General features: G+C 68.4%; 16 protein-coding genes. 6 read left to right on the top strand and 10 right to left on the bottom strand.

Annotated elements, in window-relative coordinates; genetic code table 11:
* Window positions 1-55: 55 nt before the first annotated feature.
* The 6 genes from KME82_RS00845 to KME82_RS00820 all read right to left on the bottom strand — a co-directional run bounded on the left by KME82_RS00845 (window position 56) and on the right by KME82_RS00820 (window position 7,528).
* Window positions 56-820 (bottom strand): SDR family oxidoreductase, encoded by a 765-nt coding sequence (locus KME82_RS00845; RefSeq protein ID WP_215496851.1) that lies wholly within the window; start codon window positions 818-820, stop codon window positions 56-58.
* Window positions 821-824: 4 nt separating this feature from the next.
* Complete coding sequence (locus KME82_RS00840; protein ID WP_215496850.1) at window positions 825-1,451, bottom strand: YbhB/YbcL family Raf kinase inhibitor-like protein; 627 nt, start codon at window positions 1,449-1,451, stop codon at window positions 825-827.
* Between the two features lie 223 nt (window positions 1,452-1,674).
* Entirely contained in the window at window positions 1,675-3,747 is a 2,073-nt protein-coding gene (locus KME82_RS00835; RefSeq protein WP_215496849.1) for a tetratricopeptide repeat protein, read from the bottom strand.
* A gap of 316 nt (window positions 3,748-4,063) precedes the next feature.
* Window positions 4,064-5,053, bottom strand: a complete 990-nt coding sequence (locus tag KME82_RS00830; protein WP_215498918.1) for a YheT family hydrolase — start codon at window positions 5,051-5,053, stop codon at window positions 4,064-4,066.
* 7 nt (window positions 5,054-5,060) lie between these two features.
* Window positions 5,061-5,867, bottom strand: a complete 807-nt coding sequence (locus KME82_RS00825; RefSeq protein WP_215496848.1) for a lysophospholipid acyltransferase family protein — start codon at window positions 5,865-5,867, stop codon at window positions 5,061-5,063.
* A gap of 338 nt (window positions 5,868-6,205) precedes the next feature.
* On the bottom strand, window positions 6,206-7,528 hold the full coding sequence (locus KME82_RS00820) for a sugar MFS transporter (RefSeq protein WP_215496847.1): 1,323 nt from the start codon (window positions 7,526-7,528) through the stop codon (window positions 6,206-6,208).
* A gap of 444 nt (window positions 7,529-7,972) precedes the next feature.
* Here KME82_RS00820 and KME82_RS00815 point away from each other — a divergent pair, with 444 nt between their 5' ends.
* The 6 genes from KME82_RS00815 (at window position 7,973) to KME82_RS00790 (ending at window position 20,213) form a co-directional block, all read left to right on the top strand.
* Window positions 7,973-9,034, top strand: a complete 1,062-nt coding sequence (locus KME82_RS00815) for a glucokinase (RefSeq protein ID WP_215496846.1) — start codon at window positions 7,973-7,975, stop codon at window positions 9,032-9,034.
* A gap of 201 nt (window positions 9,035-9,235) precedes the next feature.
* Entirely contained in the window at window positions 9,236-11,908 is a 2,673-nt protein-coding gene (locus KME82_RS00810) for a TonB-dependent receptor (RefSeq protein ID WP_215496845.1), read from the top strand.
* A gap of 585 nt (window positions 11,909-12,493) precedes the next feature.
* Entirely contained in the window at window positions 12,494-14,896 is a 2,403-nt protein-coding gene (locus KME82_RS00805; RefSeq protein WP_215496844.1) for a family 20 glycosylhydrolase, read from the top strand.
* Between the two features lie 257 nt (window positions 14,897-15,153).
* Entirely contained in the window at window positions 15,154-15,792 is a 639-nt protein-coding gene (locus KME82_RS00800; protein ID WP_215496843.1) for a tetratricopeptide repeat protein, read from the top strand.
* Window positions 15,793-16,043: 251 nt separating this feature from the next.
* A complete protein-coding gene (locus KME82_RS00795; protein WP_215496842.1) occupies window positions 16,044-17,240 on the top strand; it encodes an EAL domain-containing response regulator in 1,197 nt (398 codons plus the stop codon).
* 6 nt (window positions 17,241-17,246) lie between these two features.
* Window positions 17,247-20,213, top strand: coding sequence for an ATP-binding protein (locus tag KME82_RS00790; RefSeq protein ID WP_215496841.1), 2,967 nt, complete (start codon window positions 17,247-17,249; stop codon window positions 20,211-20,213).
* Between the two features lie 387 nt (window positions 20,214-20,600).
* Here the strand turns inward: KME82_RS00790 and KME82_RS00785 are convergent, their stop codons facing one another.
* The 4 genes from KME82_RS00785 to KME82_RS00770 form a co-directional block, all read right to left on the bottom strand.
* Window positions 20,601-21,263, bottom strand: a complete 663-nt coding sequence (locus tag KME82_RS00785; protein WP_215496840.1) for an ankyrin repeat domain-containing protein — start codon at window positions 21,261-21,263, stop codon at window positions 20,601-20,603.
* Window positions 21,264-22,068: 805 nt separating this feature from the next.
* Window positions 22,069-23,580, bottom strand: a complete 1,512-nt coding sequence (locus KME82_RS00780) for a hypothetical protein (RefSeq protein WP_215496839.1) — start codon at window positions 23,578-23,580, stop codon at window positions 22,069-22,071.
* Between the two features lie 973 nt (window positions 23,581-24,553).
* Complete coding sequence (locus tag KME82_RS00775; protein ID WP_215496838.1) at window positions 24,554-25,285, bottom strand: ankyrin repeat domain-containing protein; 732 nt, start codon at window positions 25,283-25,285, stop codon at window positions 24,554-24,556.
* 60 nt (window positions 25,286-25,345) lie between these two features.
* Entirely contained in the window at window positions 25,346-26,326 is a 981-nt protein-coding gene (locus tag KME82_RS00770; RefSeq protein ID WP_215496837.1) for an Mbeg1-like protein, read from the bottom strand.
* Window positions 26,327-26,332 lie beyond the last annotated feature (6 nt).

Raw genomic sequence — 26,332 nt, 5'->3', positions numbered from 1 at the left:
GCGGTTCCGTGCGCGATCAGGTGGCTGGCGCGCAGCGCGGCCGCGGCATCGACGGTTACAGCGTGCGGGTCTGGCCGCCGTCGACATCGACGATCGCGCCTTGCATGTAACTGGCCGCGTCGGAGACGAGGAAGGCCACCACCCGGGCGATTTCGGCCGGTTCGCCGAAGCGCGCCACGCCGAGTTTGCGCGCCAGTTCCTGCGCGGCCTGGGCCGGATCGAGCGAGCGCTCGCGGGCGAGCGCGTCGATCCGCACCTGGGTGCGCTCGGTCGCGATCGAACTGGGATTGACCGCGTTGACCCGCACGCCGTCGGCGACGCCGCGATCGGCCAGCGCCTTGGTCAGATTCAGCAACGCGGCGTTGACCGAACCGCCGATCGCGAACTCGGCATTGCCGGTGCGTCCGCCGATGCCGGCGATGTTGACGATCGCGCCGCCGCTGGCGACCAGCGCCGGCCACGCGGCGCGGCACAGGCGCACCGCGCCGAAGAACTTGAGGGCGAAACCCGCGTCCCAGTCGGCGTCGGAAAACTTGAGGAAATCGCCGCGCGGGGTCGCGCCGGCATTGTTGACCACGACATCGAGGCGGCCGTAGTGCGCCAGCGTGGCCTCGACGATGCGCGCCGCGGCGGCCGGCTCGGACAGGTCGGCGTCGATCGCCAACGCCGGCTGCGGCAGTTGCGCGGCCAGCGCGTCGAGTTCGCCGCGCGAACGCGCGGCGAGCACGAGCGACAGGCCCTGCGCCGACAACTCGCGCGCGATCGCCGCGCCGATGCCGCGGCTGGCGCCGGTGACGATGGCGACGCGGTTCGCGCTCATGGGCTCAACCCTTTACCGAAGGATTGAGCGAATACGTCCCGTAGATCGACGCCTCGCCGAGCACGTGGCCGTGCATCGCGTTGAAGGCATCGGCGGCGGTGAAACGCGCGTCCAGCGGCAGATGCTCGACGTCGAGGGCGAAGATGCGGAAGAAATAACGGTGCAGGCGCAGGTCGTTGGGCGGCGGGAACGGGCCGTCGTAGCCGTACCAGTCGCCGGCCATGTCCGGATCGCCAGCGAACCAGCCGGTGTAATCGTTGATGCCCTGGCGCGCGCCGCGCGGCCCGGCCGGATCGCGCTTGCCGTGCGCGGTCACGCCGTCGCTGCAGCTGCCCGCGGCGATCTCGCGCACGTCGGCGGCGATGTCGGCGACCACCCAATGGATGAAGTCGGCGCGCACCTGATGCTCGGGAATCTGCACGTCGGCACGGCCGACCAGTTCGGGCACGGTCGGCACGTCCGGGTCGATGCACAGCAGCACGAACGAACGCGTGCCCTCGGGGACGTCGTCCCAGGCCAGGTGCGGATTGCGGTTGGGCGCGAAGCCGAAGCCGTCGGCGGTGGCCTGGCCGGCGGCGAACTCGGCCGGCAGGCGCTGGCGGTGCTGGAAGCTGTTGCTGTGGATGCGCATCGCAAAGGTCCTTCGATGGGTTCGAATCGCGTTGGGACGATCGAGTACGGCGGATGGAGCAGGGCCGATGGATTGGCCGATCGGATCCGGTGAACGGGTCCGGCCGGCTCGTCGATCGGCCCGGCGGCGAGCATCGCACTTGCGCGTGTCCGTGGATCGCGACCGGCCGCATCGCTGTGTTGCAGCGATGCGGCCCGGGCGGCGCTTTGCCGCCGGCGCGCGCTCAGGTGTGCGGATAACCCAGGCGGCGCGCGACCGGAGCCAGCAGCGCGAACGCCTCGGCCAGCGGCTCGGCGTACTGGCGCCAGCGACCGTCGGGCAAGCGCTGCGGCAGGCTCAGGCCGTTGGGCAGCGACACCTGCACGCGCAGCGCGTCGGCCAGGACCTGGGCGATCGCGGTCGGCTCGTCGCCGGTTTCGTCCAGCTTGACCAGCTTGTGCGGGAACAGATCGCCCTCGTGCAGGTCGGCGACCTGCTCCAGGGTCTGCGCCAGCCAGCGCGCGCCGTGTTCGGGCGAGGGCAGCGCGTACGGGGTCGGGCTGCCGTAGGCCAGCCAGTCCAGCAGCATGTCGCGCGGGTCGCGCACCGCGATCAGCAGCAGCGCCTCGGCCAGATACGGACGCATCGCGCGCAGCAGGGCGTTGTCCCACCACAGCAGCCAGTCGAACACCGGGCCGTCGCCGACGCCGCGCGCCGGCAGCGCCGCGCGGTACATCTTGACCAGGAACGCCGGGTCCAACGCGCCGCTGAGCAGTTCGTCGACCGAGCCGTAGCGTTGCAGCGGATCGCTCGGCGGCTGCGCGCCGAAGCGGTCGATCAGCAGCGGCGCGCCGACCGCGCCGAGCACCTGGCCGATGCGTTCGACCCGCGAACCCGGCGCGCCCCACAGCAGCAGGATGCCGCGGGTGCCGTCGGCGACCGGCGCCAGCGCCGGCCATTCGGCGCCGCCGCGCTTGCTGACCGGATTGAACGGCAGTCGCTGGTCGACGACTTCGGCGTGCAGCTCGGCCCAGGTCGCCGCGGCGGCCTCGGGCTGGTCGGCCAGGTCGAGGCTGCGGCCGAGCATCTGCCGCAGTTCGCGCTTGACCTGCGGGTCCACCGCCATGCCGATCAGGCGCTCGATGCGCTCGGCGGCGGCGTCGGGATCGCGCTCGGCCAGGTCCTGGACGATGCGCATCTCGGCGCGCACGTCGCCCGGGCTGAGTTCGACGATGCGGTGGGCGATGGCGACGGCCTGTTCGCGTTCGCCGGCCTGGTCGTGGACCGCCGCGCGCGCTTCCAGCGCGGCGATGTGGCCGGGCATGGCCTGCTGCCAGCGGTCGATCACCGCCAGCGCGGCGGCGTCGCCGAACGGCTCCAGCACCAGCCGCGCGCGCCACAGGTCGGCGGCTTGCGGGTGCTGGGCCAGCGCGGCTTCCAGGGCCCCGCGCGCGCTGTCGGTATCGTCCAGGCTGCGCCAGGCGGCGAGGATGCCGTTGAGCGTGCGCGGGTCGTAGGGATGTTGGTCGAATGCCGCGCGCAGCAGCGGCAAGGCGCGCTCGGGACGGCCGGCGTCGAGTTCCAGCTCGCCGGCCCAGCGCTTCACGCCGAAACCGGCGTCGTCGCGCTGGGCCAGGCCGGCGATGCGGTCGGCGGCGTCGCCGAAGCGCTGCTGCAGGCGCAGCAGGTCGGCGATCAGCAACTGCAGGGTCGGCTGCTCGGGATGACGCAGGGCCAGGGTGGTGAAGGCCTGCTCGGCGAACGCCAGATGGCCCTTGGCGAGGTAGGCGAAGCCCAGGCCGTGCAGTACCTGCGGGTCGTCCGGGGCCAGGGTGGAGGCGTGGCTGAGCACCGCCAGGGCGCGGTCGGCGTCGCCGCGACGCAGCGCGAGCACGCCTTCGATGGTGCTGACCTGCGGATGCTCCGGCGCGATCCGCGCGGCGGTGCGGCCCAGGCGCTCGGCCTCGTCCAGGTCGCCGCGCACGATCGCGAGCTGGGCTTTCATGATGTAGGCCGGGAACTGGTTGGGATCGAGCCCGATCGCGCGCGCGAGCGAGGCCTGGGCCTCGTCGAGCTGGCGGCCGTCGAGCTGCGCGCCGGCGCGTTCCAGGTACAGCTGGGCGTCTTCCGGGGTGATGCCGATGGCGCGGTCGAGCGCGGCCAGGGCGCCGTCGCGATCGCCGTTCAAGCGCAGCGTGGCCGCATGCAGGCGATGCGCGGTCGCGTCTTGCGGGTCTGCCGCCACCGCCTGTTCGGCGGCGCTCAGCGCCTGAGCCGCTTCGCCGCGGCGCATGGCATCGAGGATGGATTCGTACATTCGCGTGTGCTTCGGACTGGGTAGACCGCAGATTGTAGGGGGTCGGGCGCGGTTTCCCGGCGGATGGGGCTGGATTGGGCGGGTTGGTGCGGCGCGCGCGAAGAGCAAATCCCCCTGCCCCCCTTTTTCAAAAGGGGGGAGGCTTCGATGATTTTTCGCAGGGATTCGGGCCTATTGGGCCCGCAGGCTTGAAGCCACAGACTCACCGAAGCGACACTGCTGCAATCACCGAAGCCACCCCAAGACGGGTTCCCCCCTTTGCAAAAGGGGGGCCAGGGGGGATTTGCTTTTGCTCTGCTTTTGCCGCGTTCCCCACTCACCCAGCCGCCATCGTCTCCATCCGATCCGCGATCCAGCGCTCGGCGAACCCATCCAGATGCGCGTTCTCCAGGAACCCGCAATGCCCGCCCCACGGCGCCACTTCCAGCCGCGAATGCGCCGGCAGCTCCAGGTCGTTGAAATCCGCCACCGGGATCACCGGGTCGTCGACCGCCATCAGGATGCTCACCGGCACCTGGACCTGCGCCAGGCGCGCGCCGGCGACCGAATAGCCCTCGAAATAGCGCTCCAGGGTGCCGAAGTCGGTATGCCGCTCGACCATCCACTGGGTCAGCGGCCGCATGCTCAGGCCGAGGGTGCGGTCGTCGAAATCGTGGATGCCCGGAAACAGCGCGCGCTTGCGCGACAGCGATTCGCGCCATTTGCGCTCGAAGTACCACAGGTACAGCGGCAGGCCGGATTCCATCGAGGCCATGGTCCGGCCCGGATCGAGCACCGGACACACCGAGGCCACGTGGGTCAGCGGCAGGCCCGCCTGCGGCGCGCGCAGCGCCAGCCGCAGGGCGAAATTGCCGCCGAGCGAATACCCCGCCACCGACAACGGCCGCAGCGGGAAACGCCGAGCGATCTCGGCGGTGGCCTGCACCACCTCGTCGATGCGGTTGGAGTGGAACAGGCCTTCGTTGAGGTGGTGGGTGTCGCCGTGGTCGCGGAAATTCAGCCGGAACACTTCGAACCCGCGCTCGAGCAGGCGCGCCGCGGTCAGGCGCATGTAGTTGGAATCGGCGCTGCCTTCCCAGCCGTGCAGCAGCAGCACCAGGCCGCGCGCCTTTACCCCCGGCATCGCGCTGTGCAGGCCGTGCAGGCGCACGCCGTCGCCGGTTTCGATCAGATGCGGCTGGGTGTGCGCGCCGACCTGCGCCAGCCGCCGTTCCGCGTGCCGCCGGCGCAGCGGGCTGGAACCCAGCGCCGACTGCACGTGCGCATTGCGTAACCAGCGCGGTGGCGCGTAGTCGGCAGCGGTCAGCATGGTCTCAGCTCGCCATCGCCTCGATGATGCGCTGCCGCGCCAGCTCGGCGATGCGGCGGCGGCCGTCGGCTTCGCCGGGCGCGATCGGGGTCAGGAAATGCACTTCGGCCAGCCGCCCGGGTTCGCCGAGCAGGCGCAGGAAATTGGCGAAGAAGCTTTCCTTGTCCTGGAACGCGACCACCGCCTGGGCGTCGCCGTGTTCGCCATAGCGCAGCGCCACCGGCTGCACCGGCACGCCGGCCTCGACCGCGGCCAGGAAGATGCGCGCATGGAACGGGCCGATCTCGCCGCCGCCGCGGGTGCCGCCTTCGGGGAACACCCCGACCGAACGGCCGGCGCGCAGGCGCGCGAGCATTTCGTGCAGCACCCCGCCGAGCGATTCGGTGTTGCCGCGGTGATGGAAGATGGTCTCGCCGCGCGCGGCCAGCCAGCCGACCACCGGCCAGCTGGCGATCTCGCGCTTGGCGACGAAGCCCATCATCCGCTGGCTGTGCAGGATCTCGATGTCGACCCAGCTGACGTGGTTGGCCACGAACAGCGTCGCCCCGGGCAGCGGCGTGCCGACCCGGCGCAGGCGGAAGCCGAAGATCCGCATCAGCCCGGCCGACCAGGCGCGGATCAGACGGTGTTCCAGGGTTTCGGCGCCGATCGGCAATTGCGCGGTCAGCGGCGAGGTGAGCAGCAGCAACAGCGGCAGGTGGACAAGCACATGCCACATCAGCAGGGGCACACGGACGAGGTAACGCAGCGCGCGCGCGGTCTGCGCACCGGTAGGCGCGACCGCGCCGGCGTGGGGAGGCGGCGCATTCATTACGCGCACGATACCGAAGCGCAGTCGCAGCGACCAGCGGCGATTGCGACGGGGCCGGCGTTTGAAACGGTTTGGTGAAAATTTGACCGCTCGTTCGGGGCCGAGGCTGAACGAGGCGTGCGGTTCATTCGGGCGAGCAAAGAGCAAATCCCCCCTGGCCCCCTTTTTCAAAGGGGGGAATCTCCGACATGGATTCGTTGCAAGTGTCTGGTTGTGACGCAGCTTGAGGCGCCTTCAACCGCTCCGGGTGACATCGGATCGCCCAGATCACCGCGGCCGTTCCCCCCTTTGAAAAAGGGGGGCCAGGGGGATTTGCGCTTGCTCTCCCCCACCCAACCTCAATTCGAAGAAGACGACGCCGCCACCGCGCCCGCCGCGGCGCCGCGGCGATCGCGCAGGCCGACCTTATGCCCGGCCTGGGCGAAGTACAGGATGTACAGGTAGCACGGCACCATCAGCAGCACGAACACCAGCTGGAAATCCAGGTGCTGCTTGAGCACCGCGTACAGCTGCGGGACCACCGCGCCGCCGGCGATGCCCATGATCATCACCGCCGAACCGACCTCGGTATGCCGGCCCAGCCCGCGGATGCCGAGCGGGAAGATCGCCGGCCACATCATCGCGTTGGCGAAGCCCAACGCCGCCACGAACCCCACCGACACATAGCCGTGGGTCGCGAACGCGCCGATCGTCAACACCACGCCGAGCACCGCCGACAGGCTCAGATAACGCTCCTGCGAGATGAAGCGCGGAATCACGATCAGGCCGACCACGTAGCCGACCAGCATCCCGCCCAGGGTCAGCGAGGTGAAGAACTTGGTCTTGTCCAGCGGCAGGCCAAAGCTGTGGCCGTAGGTGCCGATCGCGTCGCCGGCCATCACCTCCACGCCGACGTAGACGAAGATGCACAGCGCGCCGAGCCACAGATGCGGGTACCGCAGCAGGCTGCCGCTGTCGCCGGCGCCGTCGGACGAGGAACGGTTGGCCTCGGCCGGGCGCAATTCGGGCAGCGGCGAAAACAGCACGCCGACCGCGAGCAGCGCCAGCAACCCGGCCATCAGCAGATACGGCCCGTGGATGCTGGAAGCGAAGGTATTGAGCAACTGCGCCTTGGTCGCCGGATCGGCGGCCTTGACCTGCTCGGCCAGATCGCCCATGCCGTGCAGCACCATCGTGCCGAGCACGATCGGCGCGAGGATGCCGGCGATCTTGTTGCAGATGCCCATCACCGCGATGCGCTGCGCCGCGCCCTCGATCGGGCCGAGGATGCTGATGTAGGGATTGACCGCGGTCTGCAGCACCGCCAGGCCCGCGCCGATCACGAACAGGCCGCCGAGCGCGCCGGGGTACCAGCGCTGGGTGGTGAACTCGCCGAACACCGCCGCGCCGATCGCCATCACCAAAAGGCCCAGCGCCATGCCGCGTTTCATGCCGGTGCGGCGCAGGATCGCCGAGGACGGCACGGCGAGGAAGAAGTACGAAAGATAGAAGGCCATCGGCACCAGGAACGCGCCGACCTCGTCGAGATCGAAGGCGAGCTGGGCGAAGGCGATCAACGGCCCGTTGAGCCAGGTGACGAAACCGAACACGAAGAACAGCGCGCCGATGATCGCGATCGAGCCCAGATACCGCGGCTGAGCGCTGGCGTTGGAAACCGACATGTGACTCCCCTCCCAGAGCAGCGGGGACCGCCCGCCACGTCTCGCAGTCATCCGGCTTGACCGGTACGACAAACGACCGCCCAACGTTGTCACAACTCCGCGGCCCACGCCAGCGCGGACGGTAAAAAAGCCCGGAAACCCCTGCCATACCGTGATCCACGGCGCGCGCGAGCATGTTGCGGCGCACCACAAAATGGCGCCGGAAATCCACGATTGCGCGACCGGATGGGCGTTTCTGACGACGCTGTTGACAACGTTGTCAAACCCGGAGCACTCTCGGCGCCGCCAGGGGAAACCGATGGGCAGCCGTGGAGGGCGCATGCAGTGGGACACGCTGTTAGGGGCACGGGTCGCAACGACGATCGTGCCGTGGGGACGCATCGCGAATGGACCGATCGACGCGCCAGCGTCGCGCCTCGCGCTGCGCCGTCCGAAGGGACGCGCATGAGCGCCGCGCCCAGGCTGAGCCCGGCCGCGAATGCGTTCGCGGGCACCTTCATCGCCGCCGATGTCGGCGGCACCCACACCCGCGTCGGCTTGGTGCGTCCGGGCAACGGCGGCGATTCGACCGTGGCCGTGCTCGCCCACCGCAAGTACGTGTGCGCCGACTACCCCAGCCTGGCCGCGATCCTGGCCGAGTTCATCGCCGGCAACGGCGTGGGCGTGGACCGGGTGGTGATCGCCACCGCCGGCGTCGTGCTCGACGACGAAGTGGTCAATTCCAATCTTCCCTGGCGCATCTCGCTGTCGCAGCTGCGCAGCGAGCTGGGCCTGCACGACGTGCTGGTCATCAACGATTTCCAGGCCAACGCCAACGCCGCCCAGTGCATGGCGCCGGCCGACTCGACCCTGCTCACGCCGGGCGTCGCCGACACCGACGCCAGCGCCGGCCCGGTGCTGGTGATCGGCCCGGGCACCGGCCTGGGCGCGGCGGTGCGCATTCCCTACGGCAAGGCCACCGTGGTGCTGCCGACCGAACCGGGCCATACCGCCTTCGCGCCGGGCAACGCGCGCGAAGCCGACATGCTGCGGCTGGCGCGCGAACGCGGCCACACCCACGTGCATACCGAATACTTCGTCTCCGGCCCCGGGCTGGTGAACATATACAGCGCGCTATGCACGCTCAGCGGCGTGGAAGCCTCGCTGCGCGCGCCGGCCGCGATCACCGAAGCCGCGCGCCGCGGCGAAGCGATCGCGCGCGAAGCGGTGCTGACCTTCTGCGCGCTGCTCGGCAGCGTGATCGGCGACCTGGTGGTGATCAGCCGCGCCCACGCGGTGTTCATCGCCGGCGGCATCCTGCCGCAACTCAAGGACTTCCTGCCCGACAGCGAATTCCACGCACGCATGCTCGACAAGGGCGTGATGCGTCCGGTGCTCGAACGCGTGCCGGTGCGGCTGATCGAAAACGAACGGCTCGGCGTGATCGGCGCGGCGAGCTGGTACCTGCAGCACCTGGCGCAGACGGCGGCCGACGCCGAGCCCGCGCCGCGCAGCCCCATGCAGTAAATGCGAGGCCGCCGCGCGCGCCGATCGCGGCGCGCGCGACATCGCGGATTCGCATCGAAGGCGGCAGTACCGCAACACCCCGGACACGGCGCTCGCCGCGACCGGACCGCATCAACGCACCCGCAGTCAAAACACCGGACTTGGCGACGAACCGGTTCCCCGGACGATCGCACAGCCATCACCGCCCGAGGGAGGAACAAAATGAAAGCGCGCAAGACCATCTTGTCTGCCAGCATCGTCACGGCCCTGTTGATGGGGCCTGGCCTGGCGTTCGCCCAGGACGCGGCCCCGGCCGCCGCCTCGCAAGCCACCGATCTCGACACCGTCGTGGTCACCGGCATCCGCGCGAGCCTTGAAAAATCGCTCGACACCAAGCGGGCCAACGTCACCGTGTCGGAGGCGATCACCGCCGAGGACATCGGCAAGTTCGCCAGCACCAACGTCGCCGAAGCCATGTCGCAGATTCCGGGCGTGACCCTGGATCGTCGCTTCGGCCAGGGCGAACGCGTCAGCATCGACGGCACCGATCCCAGCCTCAACCTGTCGTTCCTCGACGGCCATCCGGTCGCGCAGGCGATCTGGCTGTACGGCGAACAGCCCAACCGCGGCTTCGACTACACCCTGCTCGCGCCGGAAATCCTCGGCCGGCTGGAAATCATCAAGTCGTCGGAAGCGCGCATCACCGAAGGCAGCCTCGGCGGCACGGTGCTGATGCACACGCGCAAGCCGCTGGACCTCGACGCCAACTCGGTCGCAGGCTCGGTCAGCTACAACTACAGCGATCAGGGCAGCAAGGGCCGCCCGAGCGCCTCGGTGCTGTACAGCTGGAAGAACCCGCAGGAAAACTTCGGCGTCTCCGTCGCCGCGCAGCACTATGAGGAACAGGTCGACCGTCAGGGCCTGGAGATCTTCGGCTACGCCAAGGCCTCGACCTTCACCAACGCCGCGCGCGCCGGGCTCGACCCGAACGCGGAAGTGCCCAACTCGATCAACGCGGCCTGGTTCCAGCAGCACCGCAAGCGCGACAGCGCCGTGGTCAACCTGCAGTTCCAGCCGAACGATCAGTGGAACATCGATCTGCAGGGCCTGTACATCAAGGAAAATTTCGACAACTACAACCAGTCGTTGTACAGCTTCCTGACCTGGAACGACGGCACCGTCGGCGCGGTCAACCAGCTCGGCGACGCCAAGAACGGCGTGGTCACCAGCGGTCATTCCAACGCCAACGCCGATCCGCTCGGCGGCACGGTGATCTACGACAACAACGTGCGCGAGTCGGAAGTCGTCACCAAGGGCATCGACCTGCGCACCTCGTTCAAGGGCGATCGCTGGGGCTTCAAGGGCCAGATCGGCAGCAGCAAGTCGGACAACGAAAACCTGGCGCAGTACTTCATCGAGCCGGTCTACAACGGCGGCTTCAGCTGGGACATCAACCGCGGCATCAAGTTCGACAACCCCGACGCGGCCCGCAATCCGGCCAACTGGGGTCCCGCGGGCGGCCTGACCGACGGCTGGATGGGCAACAACGGCGTGTTCTCCACCGAAAGCAAGGACACCTACGGCCAGGTCGATTTCAATGTCGAGTTCGACAGCGCGATCAACAACCTGCAGTTCGGCGTGCGCCGCGCCAAGCATGAAGAGTCGTTCGAACTCAACATCTACGGCCCGGTCAAGCGCGGCACCCTGGCCGACGTCGGCACCATCGGCCTGACCGACATCCGCGGCTTCACCGCCGATCAGGGGCGTCATATCCAGGTCGGTCGCGGCAACGTGCTCGACTGGATCAAGAGCAGCCCGCTCAACTTCAGCGCGCCCGACGCGGCCGGCTTCCTCAACAACACCTGGGCGCTGGAACAGACCAACACCGCCGCTTACGTGCAGGCCGATTTCTCGGCCGGCGCCTGGCGCGGCAACTTCGGCCTGCGTTACGTAGAGTCCAAGACCGATGCGAGCGGCTTCGTCTACGGCGGCGCGCCGACCCTGACCGATCTGGCCAGCAAGTGGCAGACCAAGTCGAAGAAGGAAGATTTCGTCCTGCCGTCGTTCAACGTCGTCTACGACACCGGCAACGACGTGCTGCTGCGTTTCGCCGCGGCCAAGGTGATCGCCTGGGCGCCGTACAACCAGATGGTCAACAACACCTTCCTCAACGACACCACCTACAACGGCAGCGGCGGCAACGCCGAGCTGTCGCCGTACGAGTCGACCAACTTCAACCTGTCGGCCGAGTGGTACTTCGCCGAGCAGTCGGTGCTGGCCGCGTCGGTGTTCTACAAGGACATCGACAACTACATCGACAGCGCGGCCCGGATCGAGCGTCAGTACAACTCGATCCGCGACACCAACCGCGCGGTGTTCGACTCGACCCTGGTCGGTTTCCACGGCTGTACCGCCGACGGTTATTGCGATTACGACATCCAGCGTCCGCGCAACGCCGGCAAGGGCAAGGTCAAGGGCTTCAACGTCAGCTACCAGCAGCCGTTCGGCGACACCGGCTTCGGCATGACCGCGAACTACACCTACGCCGACGGCGAGAACAACACCGGCGATCCGCTGCCGTACCAGTCGCGCGACAGCGTGGCGATCAGCCCGTACTACGAAAAGGGCCCGCTGAGCGTGCGCCTGTCGTACAACTGGCGCAGCCATTACCTGGCCGGCGGTTACGTGGCCGGCGCGGCGCCGGCGAGCGTGGACGACTACTCCGAGCTGGGCGCCAGCGTGGGTTGGAAGTTCAACGACAACATGGGCCTGTCGTTCGACGCGATGAACATCCTCGACGAAGAGTACGTGCAGTACTCGGGCAGCAAGAACAAGCCGGTCGGCACGTACCACAGCGGCCGTCGCTACATGGCCGCGTTCCGGTTCAACTTCTGATCGGCTTGCGCAGATCGAAGCGATAGCCGCGCGTCGGCCGCAAGGCCGGCGCGCGGCACCGGCGGGGCGATCGCGCAATCGCCTCGCCGGTGACACCCGAAGCCCGGCACTTGCGTGCCGGGTTTCTTTGTTTGGGGGTCGGGATTTTGGCTTGGAGATTCGCAATTCGGGCCGCACATCTGCGCACGGGCGAACGCCTTGAAGTTTTTTTGTGGGATAGAGCTTCAGCCCCGACGCTTTCTTGCCAGATCGCCGCGTCGGATCGAAGAGCGTCGGGGCTGAAGCTCCCTCCCACAAAAGACCTCGCGGCCTTCGCAACTTCCCCACTCCGACTCCCACTCCGACTCCCACTCCGACTCCCACTCCGACTCCCGATTCCCGATTGTTGATAGCGATCGAACCGAATCACCCAGCACCATCGAAAGCCACGAAGTCTTTTGTGGGAGGGGCTTCAGCCCCGACGCTTTTGCCTCAGATCACCGCGCCGGACCGAAAAGCGTCGGGGCTGAAGCCCCTCCCACAAAAAACTTCATAGCCTCGCAATTTCTGAAATCCTGATTCCGAATCCCCAACCCAAGGCCCACGATGAAAACGCGCACGACCCGCCGCCTGCTCGCCGCCGCCGCCGTGGCCGCCGCGTTGATCGCGTGCCACAGCGCCGCACCGCGTGAGCAGGCCGCGCACGACGGCGAGCGGGCGAGCGCAACGCGCGACACCGACACCATCGCCGCCCATCGCACCGCGATCATCCCGCGCCCGCTCAAGACCCAAGCCCAGCGCGGCCAGTTCGAATTCGCTGCGAACACGCCGGTCCAGGTGCAGGCGGGCCAGGCCGGCGAACGCCGCGTGGCCGATTACTTCGCCACCAAGGTGAGGGCATTGCGCGGTTTCGCGCCCGTCATCGCCGAAACCCAGGCCGCATCCAACGGCGCGCGCAACGCGATCGCACTGAGCATCGATCCGGATCTGGCGATCGGCGAGGAAGCCTACGTACTCGACATCCAGCCCGACGACGTGCGCATCCGCGCGCGCACCGAGGCCGGCCTGTTCTACGGCGCGGTCAGCCTGTGGCAACTGCTCACCGCCGACGGCGGCCAGGGCGCGACCCGGATCGCGGCGCAGCGCATCGAGGACGCGCCCGCGTATCCGTGGCGCGGCATGATGCTCGACGTGGCGCGGCATTTCCGCAGCGTCGACGAGGTCAAGTCGGTCGTCGACCAGATGGCGCTGCACAAGCTCAACACCTTCCATTGGCATCTCACCGACGACCAGGGCTGGCGCATCGAGATCAAGCAATACCCGCGCCTGACCCAGGTCGGCGGCTGCCGCGTCCTCGCCGGCGCCAACGGCCGCGACGCGCAGGGCAGGCCGCAGCCGTACTGCGGTTACTACACCCAGGACCAGATCCGCGACGTGGTCGCCTACGCCGCCGCGCGCCACATCACCGTGGTGCCGGAGATCGAGATGCCGGGGCATGCGCAGGCCGCGATCGCGGCGTATCCGAACCTCGGCGTGACCGATGTCGTGCGCAAGGCGCCGCGGGTGTCGCCGGACTGGGGCGTGCATACCTATCTGTTCGGGGTCGACGATTCCACGTTCACCTTCCTGGAAAACGTGCTCGACGAAGTCGCCGGGCTGTTTCCGTCGAAGTACATCCACATCGGCGGCGACGAAGCGGCCAAGGACCAGTGGATCGCATCGCGAAAGGTGCAGGCCAGGATCAAAGCGCTCGGCCTCAAGGACGAGATGGCCTTGCAGAGCTGGTTCGTCGGCCGCATCGGCCAGCACCTGCGCACACACGACCGCATCCTGCTGGGCTGGGACGAAATCCTCGAAGGCGGCCGCCTGCCGGCCAACGCGACGGTGATGTCCTGGCGCGGCACCGCCGGCGCGGTCGAGGCCGCGCGCGAAGGCCATGACGTGATCGTCGCGCCCGATCGGCAGCTGTACCTCGACTACGTGCAGAGCGATCGCGACGACGAACCGCCCGGACGCTTCCCCGCCAGCACCCTGCGCGACTTCTACGAGTTCTCGATCGTGCCGGCCGAACTCACCGCGCAGCAGAGCCGGCACGTGATCGGCGCGCAGGCCAATCTGTGGAGCGAGCACCGGCGCAGCTTCCAGGGCATCCAGACCACGCTGTATCCGCGCCTGGATGCATTGGCCGAAGTGGTGTGGTCGCCGCCGGCCAGCCGCGACTGGAACGATTTCCAGCAGCGCCTGGCGCCGCAGCTCGCGCGTTACCGCGCTCAGAACGTGCTGGTCAGCGATGTCGCGTATGCGGTGTCGTTCAAGGTCGTCGATGGCGCCGACGGACAGCCGCGGCTGTCCCTGTCGAACCAGGCCGGCTTCGGCGAGATCCGCTACCGCACCGACGGCGGCCAGCCCGATCCGGCGGCGCCGCGCTATGAGCAGCCGCTGCCGGCGACGCCGCCGTTCGACCTCGTCGCCACGACCTTCTTCGACGGCCGTCCGCTGGCCGCGCCGCGCCGTTTCAGCGCGCGCGATCGGGCCGACCTGAGCCGTCGCACCAGCGCCGGCCTGCGCTCGTGCCGCGAGGGCTACAACCTGCGCCTGGAAGACGACGCCGCGCGCGACGGCAGCCGCGACGGCGCGCGCGCCGCGCTGACCGTCAACCTGATCGATCCGTGCTGGATCTATCCGGCGGCGTCGCTCGACGGCGTGGGCCGGATCGAGGTTCAGGTCGGCCAGTTGCCGTACAACTTCCAGCTCTGGCACGACACCGACAAGATCGTGACCCGCAAGGCGGTGCAGGGCGGCGCGCTGGAAGTCCGCCTCGACGATTGCAAGAGCGCGCCGATCGCGCGCCTGCCGTTGGCCGCGGCCAAGCGCTCCGACGGGATCACCACGCTCAGCGCGAACCTGCCGGCGCACAGCGGTCGCCACGACCTGTGCTTCGTGTTCGCCAGCGGCGCGCACGATCCGCTGTGGGCGCTGGATGCGGTGACCTTGCATCCGGGCGAGTAATTCATGTGTCTGACTGCAGCAGCGGCGTAAGCCGCGACCGCGACACCGCGATCACGACGGACCACGTCGCAGTTGCGATGTCGCGGTCGCCGCTCGCGCCGCTCCTACAGTGAAGCGATCGAGCCTCGCGCTTAACATACGCGAGAGCATGCTTTCTACGTGCCAACTATGCGTAATTTGGCGAAGTATGTGCGCCCGTTCATGGAACCGGCATTCGAGCGGTTAGCATATGAGCGCCATAAGGGGGATCCACGTACATGTTCACGCGTAATTTGTTGTTGGCCGCGGCACTCGCCGCCGCCTTGTTCTCCGGCGCCGCCGGTGCCCAGAGCTTGCCCAAGCCGAACGAGTTCTACTTCGACGCCGACGCCCAGACCACCAAGCCGGTGATCGCGGTGCGCGAAACCGGCGACGCGGCGACCGACCGCCTGGCCAAGATCCTCGAGCGCAAGACCCACGCGCCCAACGAAGCCGCCCAACTCGCCCATCTGGCGATGCAGGCCGGCCGCAACGACCTGGGCCGCCAGCTGTACGGCCGCGCATTGCGCGAAGTCGACGGCGGCAGCACGTTCTGGCGCGCGATCAACTGGAACTTCGCCTGGGACCAGTTCCGCGCCGGCGCGCCGGAAGACGCGTTCAAGCTGTGGGCCACGATCCACAACGCGCGCAACGTCAACGCCTCGTGGATGCCGCCGACCTACGCCCTGGTGCTGTGGACGCTCGATCGCAAGGACGAAGCGGTGCAGTGGTACGCCGCCGCGGTGCGCACCGAGCCCGACCTGTGGCGCACCAGCGCGCGCTACGCCGAACTGCTGCCCGAGTGGCGCGACAGCGAGCGCGCGACCCTGGCCGAAGTGCAGCAGGCCTGGGCCGCGAAGCCGCCCAAGTGGCCCTGAGCGCGCGCATGTGAATCGCGCAGGCACACGCAAGGTGTGCCTCGCCGCGGCATCCGCCCATGCGCGGACGCCGCACACCCGCTCCGAGAGCGTGACCGGCGGCCGATCCGTCGCCGGCCGCCGATCACGCCGGCCGCGCGTCGCACCGGCCGCTTGTCGCGCTTGTTCCCGTTGAACTCCCTACACGGCTAAAGTCGCCGTACGCGGCCGATGCGTTCGGCCTGTCGTTGCGCAGCGCGGCCGGGGAACTGATGTCCATATCGGCACTGAGCGTCCTGGTGGTCGAAGACCACGGCTTCCAGCGCCGCATGGCGCTGCGCCTGCTGTCGGAACTGGGCGTCACCCGCGCCTTCGAGGCCGCCGACGGCGCCAGCGCGCTGCGCCTGCTGGAGACGATGGCGCAACCGCCGGACGTGGTCATGGTCGACCTGGACATGCCGGGCATGGACGGAATCGAATTCATCGACCACCTCGCCCAGCGCCATCTGGCCCGCGCGGTGCTGGTGGTCAGCGCGCTCGACGCGGCGCTGCTGCACACCGTGCAGACCATGGCCCGCGCCTGCGGCCTGCGCGTGCTCGACGCGGTGGCCAAGCCGCTGACCAAAGCCAAACTGTCCAATGCCCTGACCAGCCTGCGAGAAACCAAGGCCGACGTAGACCCCCCGCACCCCGGCGAAATCCTCCCCGGCGCCGTCCGCGCCGCCCTGGCCAGCGGCGAAATCGTCCCGTGGTTCCAGCCGCAGGTGGAACTGAGCAACGGCCGGGTGATCGGGGTCGAAGCGCTCGCGCGCTGGCGCCGCGGCGACGGCCGGGTGATCCTGCCGCAGCATTTCGTGCCGGTGCTCGAACGCGAGGACCTGCTCGACGAACTGACCGAACGCATGCTCGCCCAGGCCTGCCGCTGGAAGCGCGACTGGGACCGCGCCGGCCTGCGCCTGAAGCTGTCGGTGAACGTGTCGGCCTCGACCCTGGACGACACCGGCGCCGCCGACCGTTACCAGCGCATCGTGCGCGAGGCCGGGGTCGACCCGGCCGAGATCGTGCTCGAACTCACCGAAAGCTCGCTGATGGCCGACGCCGCGCGCGGGCTGGCGGTGCTGGCGCGACTGCGGCTGAAGGGCTTCGGCCTGTCGATCGACGATTTCGGCACCGGCTGGTCGTCGCTGTCGCAGCTGTCGCAGGTGCCGTTCACCGAATTGAAGATCGACCAGGAATTCGTCGCCGGCGCCAGCCAGCAGCCGCGCAAGCGCGCGGTGGTCGAGGCCAGCCTGGACCTGGCGCGCAAGCTCGGCCTGGACGCGGTCGCCGAAGGCGTGGAAACCATCGAGGACTGGCAGATGCTGGCCGAACTGGGCTGCACCACCGCGCAGGGCCGGCTGATCGGCGACGCCGTGCCTGGCGAGGAACTGCCGGCCATGCTCAGCCGCTGGCGCCGGCCCGAGCACTGAGCCGCCGTGTTCGCCTGGCTCGATCGTTTCAGCATCCGCCACCAGCTGTGGGGCCTGTTCGCGCTGTTCCTGCTGGCCGGCGCCAGCGTGCTGCTGATCGACGAAATCGAACAGCAGCGCGCGCGCCGCACCCTGCAGACCTTGCAGGACGACGCCCTGCTCGGCCTGCGCCTGATCAAGACCATTTCCGACGGCTACGGCCTGGACGTGGTCGATACCACCTTCCGCGTGCGCAACGACCTGGTCGGCTGGGACGAGGGGCTGGCCCGGGTCGAAGGCGCGCAGCGCCGCATCGACCAGGCCTGGCTGCGGCTGCAGACCCTGCCGCACAGCGCGCAGGAAACCGAACAGTTGCACGCCGCCTCGCTGGCCCGCCACACCGCCGATGCCGCCGCGGCCGAGCTGCGCACGATCCTGCGCCACCGCGACCTGCTCGCGCTCGGCCGCTTCGCCGACACCCGCCTGTACCCGGCGATCGATCCGCTGACCCAGCGCCTGCAGATCCTGTCGGACCTGGAACTGAGCCAGACCGACGCGGTGGTGCGCGCCGACCTGGTGCGCAGCGAACAAGTGAGCCTGCTGCGGATCGTGGTCTCGCTGCTGGCGCTCGGACTCGCCGCGCTGATCGGCCGGCGCGTGCTGCGCAACGCCTCGCGCGGCATCGACCGGCTGACCTGGCTGGCGCGGCGCATGCGCGAACACGACTACACCGCCGAACCCGGCGAGCTGCCGTCGGGCGAACTGGGCGCGGTGATGCAGGCCTTCATCGACATGCGCCGCGACGTGCTCGGCTTCGAGACCGAACTGACCGGCCAGCTGATCCGCAACGAACGCACCCGCGCCGAACTCGAACGCCGCGAACGCTTCCAGGCCTCGCTGCTGGATTCGGCGCAGACCGCGATCCTGGCGGTCGACGGCGACGGCCGCTTCACCCTGGTCAATCCCTTCGCCGAACGCCTGCTCGGCGTGCGCGAGGCCGATCTGGTCGGACGCGAGTCGCTGCAGGCGGTGTTCGAACCGCGCGCGCTGAAGACCCTGGCCGCCGAGCTGAGCACGCAACTCGAACAACCGGTATTCGCCGACTGGACCGCGCTGCGCGAACTCGCGCGCGGCAACGCCGCGCCGCGCGAAACCCGCCTGCGCCATCGCAACGGTACCTGGGTGCCCGCGCTGGTCGCGGTCTCGCTCACGCGCGAGGGCGAGGACGACGCGCCGGGCCTGCTGGTGGTCGCCGCCGACCTGAGCGCGCTCAAGCGCCTGGAACGCGCGCTGCGCGCCAGCGAAGCGCGCGCGCAGGACGCCAACCGGGCCAAGTCCTCGTTCCTGGCGGCGATGAGCCACGAGATCCGCACGCCGATGATCGGCGTGACCGGGATGATCGAAGTGTTGTCGCATTCGCGGCTCGACGCCGAGCAGCGGCATGCGCTGGAGGTGATCCAGCATTCCTCGCAATCGCTGTTGCAGATCATCGGCGACATCCTGGATTTCTCGAAGATCGAAGCCGGCCGGCTGGAACTGGCGACCGACGCGGTCAGCCTGCCGGCGCTGCTGCGCGCCACGGTCGCGGGCTTCCTCGGCGCGGCCTCCAGCCGCGGCGTGCAGCTCAGTTGCCACATCGATGAGCGGATCGCGCCGGCGCATCACGCCGATGCGCTGCGGCTGCGCCAGATCGTCGGCAACTTCCTGTCCAACGCGGTCAAGTTCACCGAGCGCGGCATGATTCAGGTCGCGCTGGAGTACGAAGGGCGAGAGGTCTCGAATCCGCAGGCGGGCGGCGACGATGCGGCCATCGCGGAGTCGACGGATGCCGGCGCAAGCGATTCGACCTCCGCTTCGCCAGCCAAGTCCGCGTCGGACCAAGCCGTCCAGCCCGCCCGCGACCTGCTGTGCCTGCGCGTCACCGACACCGGCATCGGCATCAGCGCCGAACAGCAGCAGCGCCTGTTCGAACCGTTCAATCAGGCCGACGGCGACACCACCCGCCGCTACGGCGGCACCGGCCTGGGCCTGGCGATCTGCAAGCGCCTGGCCGAGTTGATGGGCGGCCAGATCAGCCTGCACAGCGAACCGGGCATCGGCACCACCTTGCGCCTGCGCGTGGCCCTGGCGCGCGCATCGCAGGCCGAGTTGAACGCCGCGCCGACGGCGTTACCGACGAATCTGGCCCTGGTGCCGCGACCGTTGCCCGACTTGGCCACCGCCGAACGCGAACGCAGCCTGATCCTGCTGATCGACGATCATCCGACCAACCGCCTGGTGATCGCGCGCCAGCTCGCGCTGGCCGGCTACGCCTGCGAAGCGGTCGCCAGCGGCGAAGAAGGCCTGCAACGCTGGCGCAGCGGCCGTTACGCGCTGCTGTTGTCGGACGTGCATATGCCCGGGCTCGACGGCTACGGCCTGGCGCGCGCGCTGCGCGAGGAAGAAGCGCGCGCCGGCATCGGCCGCGGCGACCCGCGCCGCACGCCGATCCTGGCGCTGACCGCTTCGGCCTTGAAAGGCGAGGCCGAAGCCTGCCTGGCCGCGGGCATGGACGACTGCCTGATCAAACCGATCGCGGTCGCGCGCCTGGCCGCGAGCCTGCGCCAGTGGCTGCCGCACACCGCGCCGAGCGAACCGCCGCCGCCGGACCTGCTCGAAGGCCACGACCGTATGCGCGTGCTCGATGTCGCGGTGCTGCGGCGCCTGCTCGACGACAGCGACAGCGGGGCGGGCGAGGTGCTCGACGATTTCCTCGCCGCGACCGCGCAGGACCTGGCCGACCTGCACCGCGCGCATCGCGACGGCGATCTGAGCGTGCTGCAACATTGCGCCCATCGCATCCGCGGCGCGGCGCAACTGGTCGGCGCGGTCGAATTGAGCGAAGCCGCCGATGCCCTGGAGCAGGCGGCGCGCGCGCAGGACTGGACCCTGGCGTTGCCGCTGCTCAGCGATGTGGAAACGGCGGTGGAGCGGTTGCGGCGATTGCCGCGGTAGTTGCGGCGGTCGCCGTTTGACAATGATTGCCGCGACGGTTGTTTTTTGACGCAAGTGATTGAGGTTGGCTTGGCGGGCGAAGAGCAAATCTCCCCTAGCCCCTCTTTGTCAAAGAGGGGGACCGCGATGCGGTGGCGGGGTGTTTCGTCGGATGTCCAAGCATTGCGTTGGAAACATCCGGCATATCGCTGAGGCAAGTTCGAACGAACAAAAGATTCGTCGCTTATGCAGCCGGGTTTCGGCAAGAGCGAAACATCGCTGCCGCCTCGAAAAACCCACCGCGACAATTAGCCCACTTTGAAAAAGGGGGCTGGCGCCTGCGCCACCAAGATCCAAGCGACGATCCAGCTGCGCCGGGGGATTTGCTTTTGCTTCCAGCGCACGCCCTCACTTGGCCTGCGCATCCTCAATCGCAATCTGATGCTCGCGCAGCCACTCGATCACCGCCTCGCGATCGCGACGGGTCTGCGCGTTGAGGATCTTCTCCGGGGTCATGAACATGAAACGCTGGAAGCTCGCGCCCTGCACATTGCGCGTGTTCGGACTGGCGCCGGCCTGCAACAACTCCAGCGCATGGCCGAATTCGTTGACCTTGGCCGCCTGATGCAACGGCGTGTTGCCCATGCGGTCGGGCAGGTCGGGCTTCGCGCCGGCCTTCAACAAGGCCTCGAAATTATCCGCGCGCTCGCCCATCAGTGCCGCCGCCAGCGGCGTCGCCTGGGTGACCGTGTTCGGCGTATCGGGACTCACGCCATGATCGAGCAGCACGCGCAGGTAACGCGGGTGATCGGCCATCGCCGCCAGATGCACGACGGTCATGCCGTCGTCGCTGCCCTGGGCCGGATCGGCGCCCGCGGCGAGCAAGGCCTTCATGCCATCGGTGCTGTGGTGGTACAGCGCCCACTGCAACGGCGTGACGCCCTTGGCGCCGCGCTCGTTGGGATTGGCGCCGGCCACGGCGAGTTCGCGCACGCGCGCGGCATCGCCGTCGGCGGCGGCCTGCGCCAGTTCGGCGGTACGCACATCGGTGAAGGCTTCGCTGGCTTGCATCGATCGGTTCCCGGGGCCTGCACACGCCGTGCAGACCGACAGCATAAGCAAGACGGCGGCGGCCATCACGCGCGAGGTGGTGCGATGCGGCTGGACGAGGCTCGGGGTCATGCGGGCGCCTTCGGAGTCGGCATCGCTGGATCCTAGCGCAGCGCCGGGAAGGGGGATGCGAAACGGTCGCGGCTTTCGGCGGGAGATGGGCCGCGCGTGCAGATGGCGAAGATCCGACTGCCTGTTCGGGTGGATGGGGAATGGCGGCGGGAGGCGGCTTTTCGCGTCGAAGCACCGGATCCCCGCGTTCGCGGGGATGACGGCTTGGAGAGACAGGACCGGCAGCTGGGAACGTTGCCGTGTGATGGCGACGCGGTGTGAAACGCGAAAGCGACTCGTGCGGAATGTTTCGTCGCGATGGAGCCCTGGATCCCCGCCTTCGCGGGGATGACGGCTTGGAGTTCGCACATGCTTCATAGGCCACAGCCATCGCGAAGCGCAGGTACCCCGAACAGCTATCGCAAAACCGCTTTGCGTTGCGCGGCCTGACGCCGGGCATTGAAAGCGGTTGGCGGTGGCGGTGGCGGTGGCGGTGGCGGTCGGACGATACGCTTGCGAAGCAAGGCTCTTCCTTCTCGCGTCCATCGCGCTTCCCAGTAAAAGCGGATGAATCGCCTGCTCAACCCAAGCGCGCTCGACGCACGCGCCCCGATCATCCGGCGCCGTGAGCCACGGCGCCGTCACGACTTGAACTCAACGTTGAATCTGGATCCGGCGTCGAACCTAAGCTCAACGCCGACTCAATCGAACCGGCTCAATCGAACGGATTGAGGAAGCTGCCGACATCCTTGACCACGTTGACCGTACCTTCGGCTACGTCGCCGGCGAAGTCCAACGTGGCCTCGGCAGCGGTGCCGAGCCCGTCGATCGCGGTTTCGGCCAGGTTGCCCAGGTCGTCGGTGCGCGCGCCGAGCCATTCGCCGCCGTCCTCGACCCAACCGGCGACGGTGTTGCCCGCGCCGTCCAGGCCGACGTATTCGCCGACATCGCGGATCAGCCCGCCGGTCAGTTCGCCGGCGCCCTGGAAGGTGTCGCCGGCCAGGTTGAACGCACCGTCGACGACATCGCCGGCCAGATTCACCACACCCTCGGTGACATCGCCGGCGAGCTTGAAGGTGCCGTCGACATAGCGGCCGTTGGCGTATTCGTTGTTGATCACGCCATCGAGATCGCCGCCGAAGTCGTAGCCGACATTGAACGCATCCACGCCGAGATCGACCACTTCCTGCAGACCGTCGCCGAGCAGATCGATGCCGGTTTCCGACAGGTCCTCGGCGGCGCGGTCGAGCAGGCCCAGCTCATCGCCTTCGATGCTCGGCGTCGGCGTCGGGGTCTGGGTCTTCATCGCCTCGATCACGGTGTCGGTGCCGTGCGCGGTGGCCGGATTGGCCCAGCCGCCGGGATGGGCGAGGTTGAGTTCATAGCCGACCGCGTCGGGCAGGCCGTTGATCAGTTCCACGCCCTGCTGCGCGCCGGTCAGCGGATCGCCGTCGACGTTGTAGCGGCGGATCTGGCCGTCGGCGGCCTGCTCGCGCGCCTCGTGCGGGGTGAAGCCCAGGTCGCGCAAGGTGTCGTTGCTCAGGCCGGCGGCGTTGAAGGTCACCGCGGTGTTGCCGGTGGCGAGCGCGGCGGTCGAGGCCAGGCCGCCGCCGAGCGAGTGGCCGGTGAACACCACGTTGTCGCCGAACGCGGCCTCGGCTTCCTTGGCCAGCGCCACCGCCTGCTTGTACTGGCTGGTGTTGAAGCCCAGACCCTGGCCGGCGTCGTTGACCAGGTCGCCGTCGCCGATCGGATTGAAGCCGTTGGTGCCGGCGAACGCGACCACGTACTGGCCGTCGCCGTTGGTGTAGACCGCGGCGCGGAAGCCGCTGCTGTCGACATCGAGACTCGCCGGGTCGATACCCGCGGGCTTGCCGTCCGGGCCCTTGAGGCTGGTCAGCTGATCGGGCGTGAGCCGGGTCCATCCGGCCGCGCCGGTGTTGGTGGTTTCGTACACGTCGCTGGACAGCTCGGCCAGCGCGGTGTCGATCTCTTTCTGCGGCTGCTGGCCGGCGAGCTGCTCGCTGAAGGGCTGCTCGGGCTTGACCTGCGCCGGCACCGGCACGTGCGGCGAATACGGCAGTTCCACTGGCGCGGCGACCGTGACCGGCGGCGCGACCACGGGCGGCGGCACGACCGGTTGCTGCGGTGCGTGCAGCAGGTTGTCGATGACGCTGGGCAGTTGCGCGAAACGCAGTACGGGGTTGGTGAAATCGCTCCAGCTCATCGGTGCCGTCTCCTGTGCTTGACGGTAGCGTATGGGGGGCGGATGTCTGGAAACAGCTGGTGGGTGCCCGAGCTAGGGTTTGCCCTAGGGGCGGGGATTAGGGATTAGGGATTAGGGATTCGGGATTAGAGATTGGGGATTGGGGATTAGGGCTCTGGGCTCGCGGCCCGTGGCTCGCTCGGGATGGACTCGGGTACGAAGGCGAAGGCAAGCGCAGGTCATCGCCCACTTTGAAAAAGGGGGCGCGCGCCCTGCGTCGGCACGAAGCCAAGTCAATCCAGCGGCGCGGGGGATTTGCTTGTGCTCGCAGCCCCCACAAAGACCAAGCAAGCCTGAAGTCGCGCAGCTCATCCAGCGCTGCGTAGCCTGTAACTAGCGTTAGCAAAAGCACACCCGGAGGGCGGCGCACATGGATGTGCGCCGTGCGCCACCGGGACAGGATGTCCCGTGTGGCGCATGCCTGCGTCTGCTCCGCACGCGCGGGCTCTTGATTCACAAAAAAGCGTTTTTCTTTGGTTACCTTTCTTTTGTCGCTTTTGACAAAAGAAAGTAACTCGGCCGCTTGCGGACGAAAGCCGTTGATCTTGCCTTCGGCCTCATAAGCTCTGGAGCTTCAAAGCTTTGAAGCCTTCAAAGCTGCAAGCAAAGTCAAAGGCTTCCGCCGCTGAAGCGGCGGGTCACTTTCTTTTGTCTAAAGCGACAAAAGAAAGGTAACCAAAGAAAAACGCTTTTTCTTGAATCAAGAGCCCGCACGATCGGTGCAGACGCAGGCATGCGCCACACGGGACATCCATGTCCCGGTGGCGCACGGCGTGCATCCTGCACGCCGCCCTCCGGGTGTGCGTTTGCTAACGCAAGTTACAGGCGCCGCAGCGCTGGATGAACTGCGCGGCTTCAGACTCAAGCCAGAGCATAGGGAAACGGCGAGATAGCGGCAGCGGCTACGAGAATGAGCGTAGCGCCGTCAAAGCACTCACCGCGCAGCGTCTTCCACCCCAATGTCATGCGCCCTCAACCAAGCCACCACCGCCTCGCGCTCGGCCCGCGCCTGCGGGTTGAGCTTGTCGTCCGGCAACTTGAACAAGAACGTCTGGAAACTCGCCCCGCGCAGATTGCGCGCATTCGGATTCGCGCCGGCCTTCAACAACGCCAACACCTGCCCCGACGCATTGAGCTTGGCCGCCTGATGCAAGGCGGTATTGCCCATCCGGTCGGCGCGATCGGGATCGGCCCCGGCCTTGAGCAAGGCGTCGAACTGGGCCTGATAGCGCGGCGCGGCGGCCTCCGACAATGGTGTCTCGCCAGTCTCGGCATGGGCGAGGTTCGGATCGGCGCGATGAGCCAGCAGCAGATCGAGGTACTGCGGATCGTTGGCGATCGCCGCGCCATGCACGGCGGTGCTGCCGCCCAGGCCCGGTCGCGCCGGATCGGCGCCGTTGTCGAGCAGCGCCTGCATGCCACGCGGGCTTTGCGCCAGCATCGCGTATTGCAGCAGTGTGAGCTCGCGCTCGCCGCGCGCGTTCGGGTCCGCGCCCGCGGCCACCAGCGCATGCACGCGCGCGGCGTCGCCGTCGGCGACGGCCTGCGCCAGTTCGGCGCTGCGCGGATCGGGGAAAGCCTGCCTGGCGTCCATCGCATCTCCTGAGCACGCCGCGCCGGCCAGGATCAGACAGATCGTCAACGCGGGAAGCGTGGCGGCGCGCATGCGATGGGTTTTACCACGCTCGCGATGCGAGACAGGCGCTCAGCGACCGCGCCGATGCCGTCAGTTCCACGGCTGCTGGGTCTGCATCGCTTCGATCAGCGGGCCGATCGCATGCAGCTCGCCCGGACGCGTGGCTTTGTCGGCGACGTACTCGGCGGTACGCCGGGCCATCTCGATCGGGTTCCAGGTGAACTCCGGCGCCTGCGGCGGATGCGGGTCGTCGAGGGTGATCTCGTGGCCCGGCGCATCCGGGATGCCGTTCAACAGCGGCACGTCTTCCTGCGCGGCGGTGAGGATTTCGCCGCCGACGTTGTAGCGGCGGATCTGGCCGTTCTCGGCGTCGTTCTTGACCGTCCCCGGGTCCAGCCCCAATCCGCGCAAGGTGTCGTCGTGGACGCCGGAGGCGTTGAAGGTGACCGCGGCGGTGTCGGTCGCCAGCGCCGCGGTCGCGGCCAGGCCGCCGCCGAGCGAATGGCCGGTGATGACCATGTTCTCGCCGAAGGCTTCCTGCGCATCGCGCGCGAGTTGCACGGCTTGGTCGTACTGCTTGGAATCCCAGCCGATGCCCTGGCGCGCGTTGTTGATCCAGTCCTGCACGTCGTTCGAACCGGCGAAGGCGACCACGTACTTGCCGTCGCCGTCGGTGTAGATGCCGGCGCGGAAACCGGTATCGGCATTCTCCAGCGAAGCCGGGTCGATCCCGGCCGCGCTGAGCTGCGCATCGTCGAGCCGATTCCAGCCGGCGACATGGGTGGTGGCCGGGTTGTAGACGGCCTCGGCGATCTGCGCCATCTGCAGGTCGATCGCCTGCGCATTCTGGCCGCGCAGTTGTTGATCGAACGAGGCCGGATCGGGCGCGGCGTTGGCCGCCGGGCGCTGCTGTGCGCTTACTCCCAGCAACTGCGGGTGATAGCTCGCTTCGAGCGTGTAGGGGCCGGCCTGCGGTTGCGCCAAGGCCAACGGTTGCGCCGCGGGCGGCAACGCCTCGGACGGATTCTGCCAATTCGGCTGTAGCTGGCTCGGCTGCAGTTGCACGCTCATCTGGCG

The organism is Lysobacter capsici, assembly GCF_018732085.1.
Taxonomy (GTDB): Bacteria; Pseudomonadota; Gammaproteobacteria; order Xanthomonadales; family Xanthomonadaceae; genus Lysobacter; species Lysobacter capsici_A.
Note: the sequence above shows the minus strand (reverse complement) of the source record. Positions and strands in the feature narration are given on the sequence as shown.

Coding starts and splice junctions, on each gene's coding strand:
- KME82_RS00845 (WP_215496851.1), bottom strand. CDS start 820: ATGAGCGCGAACCGCGTCGCCATCGTCACCGGCGCCAGCCGCGGCATC.
- KME82_RS00840 (WP_215496850.1), bottom strand. CDS start 1,451: ATGCGCATCCACAGCAACAGCTTCCAGCACCGCCAGCGCCTGCCGGCC.
- KME82_RS00835 (WP_215496849.1), bottom strand. CDS start 3,747: ATGTACGAATCCATCCTCGATGCCATGCGCCGCGGCGAAGCGGCTCAG.
- KME82_RS00825 (WP_215496848.1), bottom strand. CDS start 5,867: ATGAATGCGCCGCCTCCCCACGCCGGCGCGGTCGCGCCTACCGGTGCG.
- KME82_RS00820 (WP_215496847.1), bottom strand. CDS start 7,528: ATGTCGGTTTCCAACGCCAGCGCTCAGCCGCGGTATCTGGGCTCGATC.
- KME82_RS00815 (WP_215496846.1), top strand. CDS start 7,973: ATGAGCGCCGCGCCCAGGCTGAGCCCGGCCGCGAATGCGTTCGCGGGC.
- KME82_RS00810 (WP_215496845.1), top strand. CDS start 9,236: ATGAAAGCGCGCAAGACCATCTTGTCTGCCAGCATCGTCACGGCCCTG.
- KME82_RS00805 (WP_215496844.1), top strand. CDS start 12,494: ATGAAAACGCGCACGACCCGCCGCCTGCTCGCCGCCGCCGCCGTGGCC.
- KME82_RS00800 (WP_215496843.1), top strand. CDS start 15,154: ATGTTCACGCGTAATTTGTTGTTGGCCGCGGCACTCGCCGCCGCCTTG.
- KME82_RS00795 (WP_215496842.1), top strand. CDS start 16,044: ATGTCCATATCGGCACTGAGCGTCCTGGTGGTCGAAGACCACGGCTTC.
- KME82_RS00785 (WP_215496840.1), bottom strand. CDS start 21,263: ATGCAAGCCAGCGAAGCCTTCACCGATGTGCGTACCGCCGAACTGGCG.
- KME82_RS00780 (WP_215496839.1), bottom strand. CDS start 23,580: ATGAGCTGGAGCGATTTCACCAACCCCGTACTGCGTTTCGCGCAACTG.
- KME82_RS00775 (WP_215496838.1), bottom strand. CDS start 25,285: ATGCGCGCCGCCACGCTTCCCGCGTTGACGATCTGTCTGATCCTGGCC.
- KME82_RS00770 (WP_215496837.1), bottom strand. CDS start 26,326: ATGAGCGTGCAACTGCAGCCGAGCCAGCTACAGCCGAATTGGCAGAAT.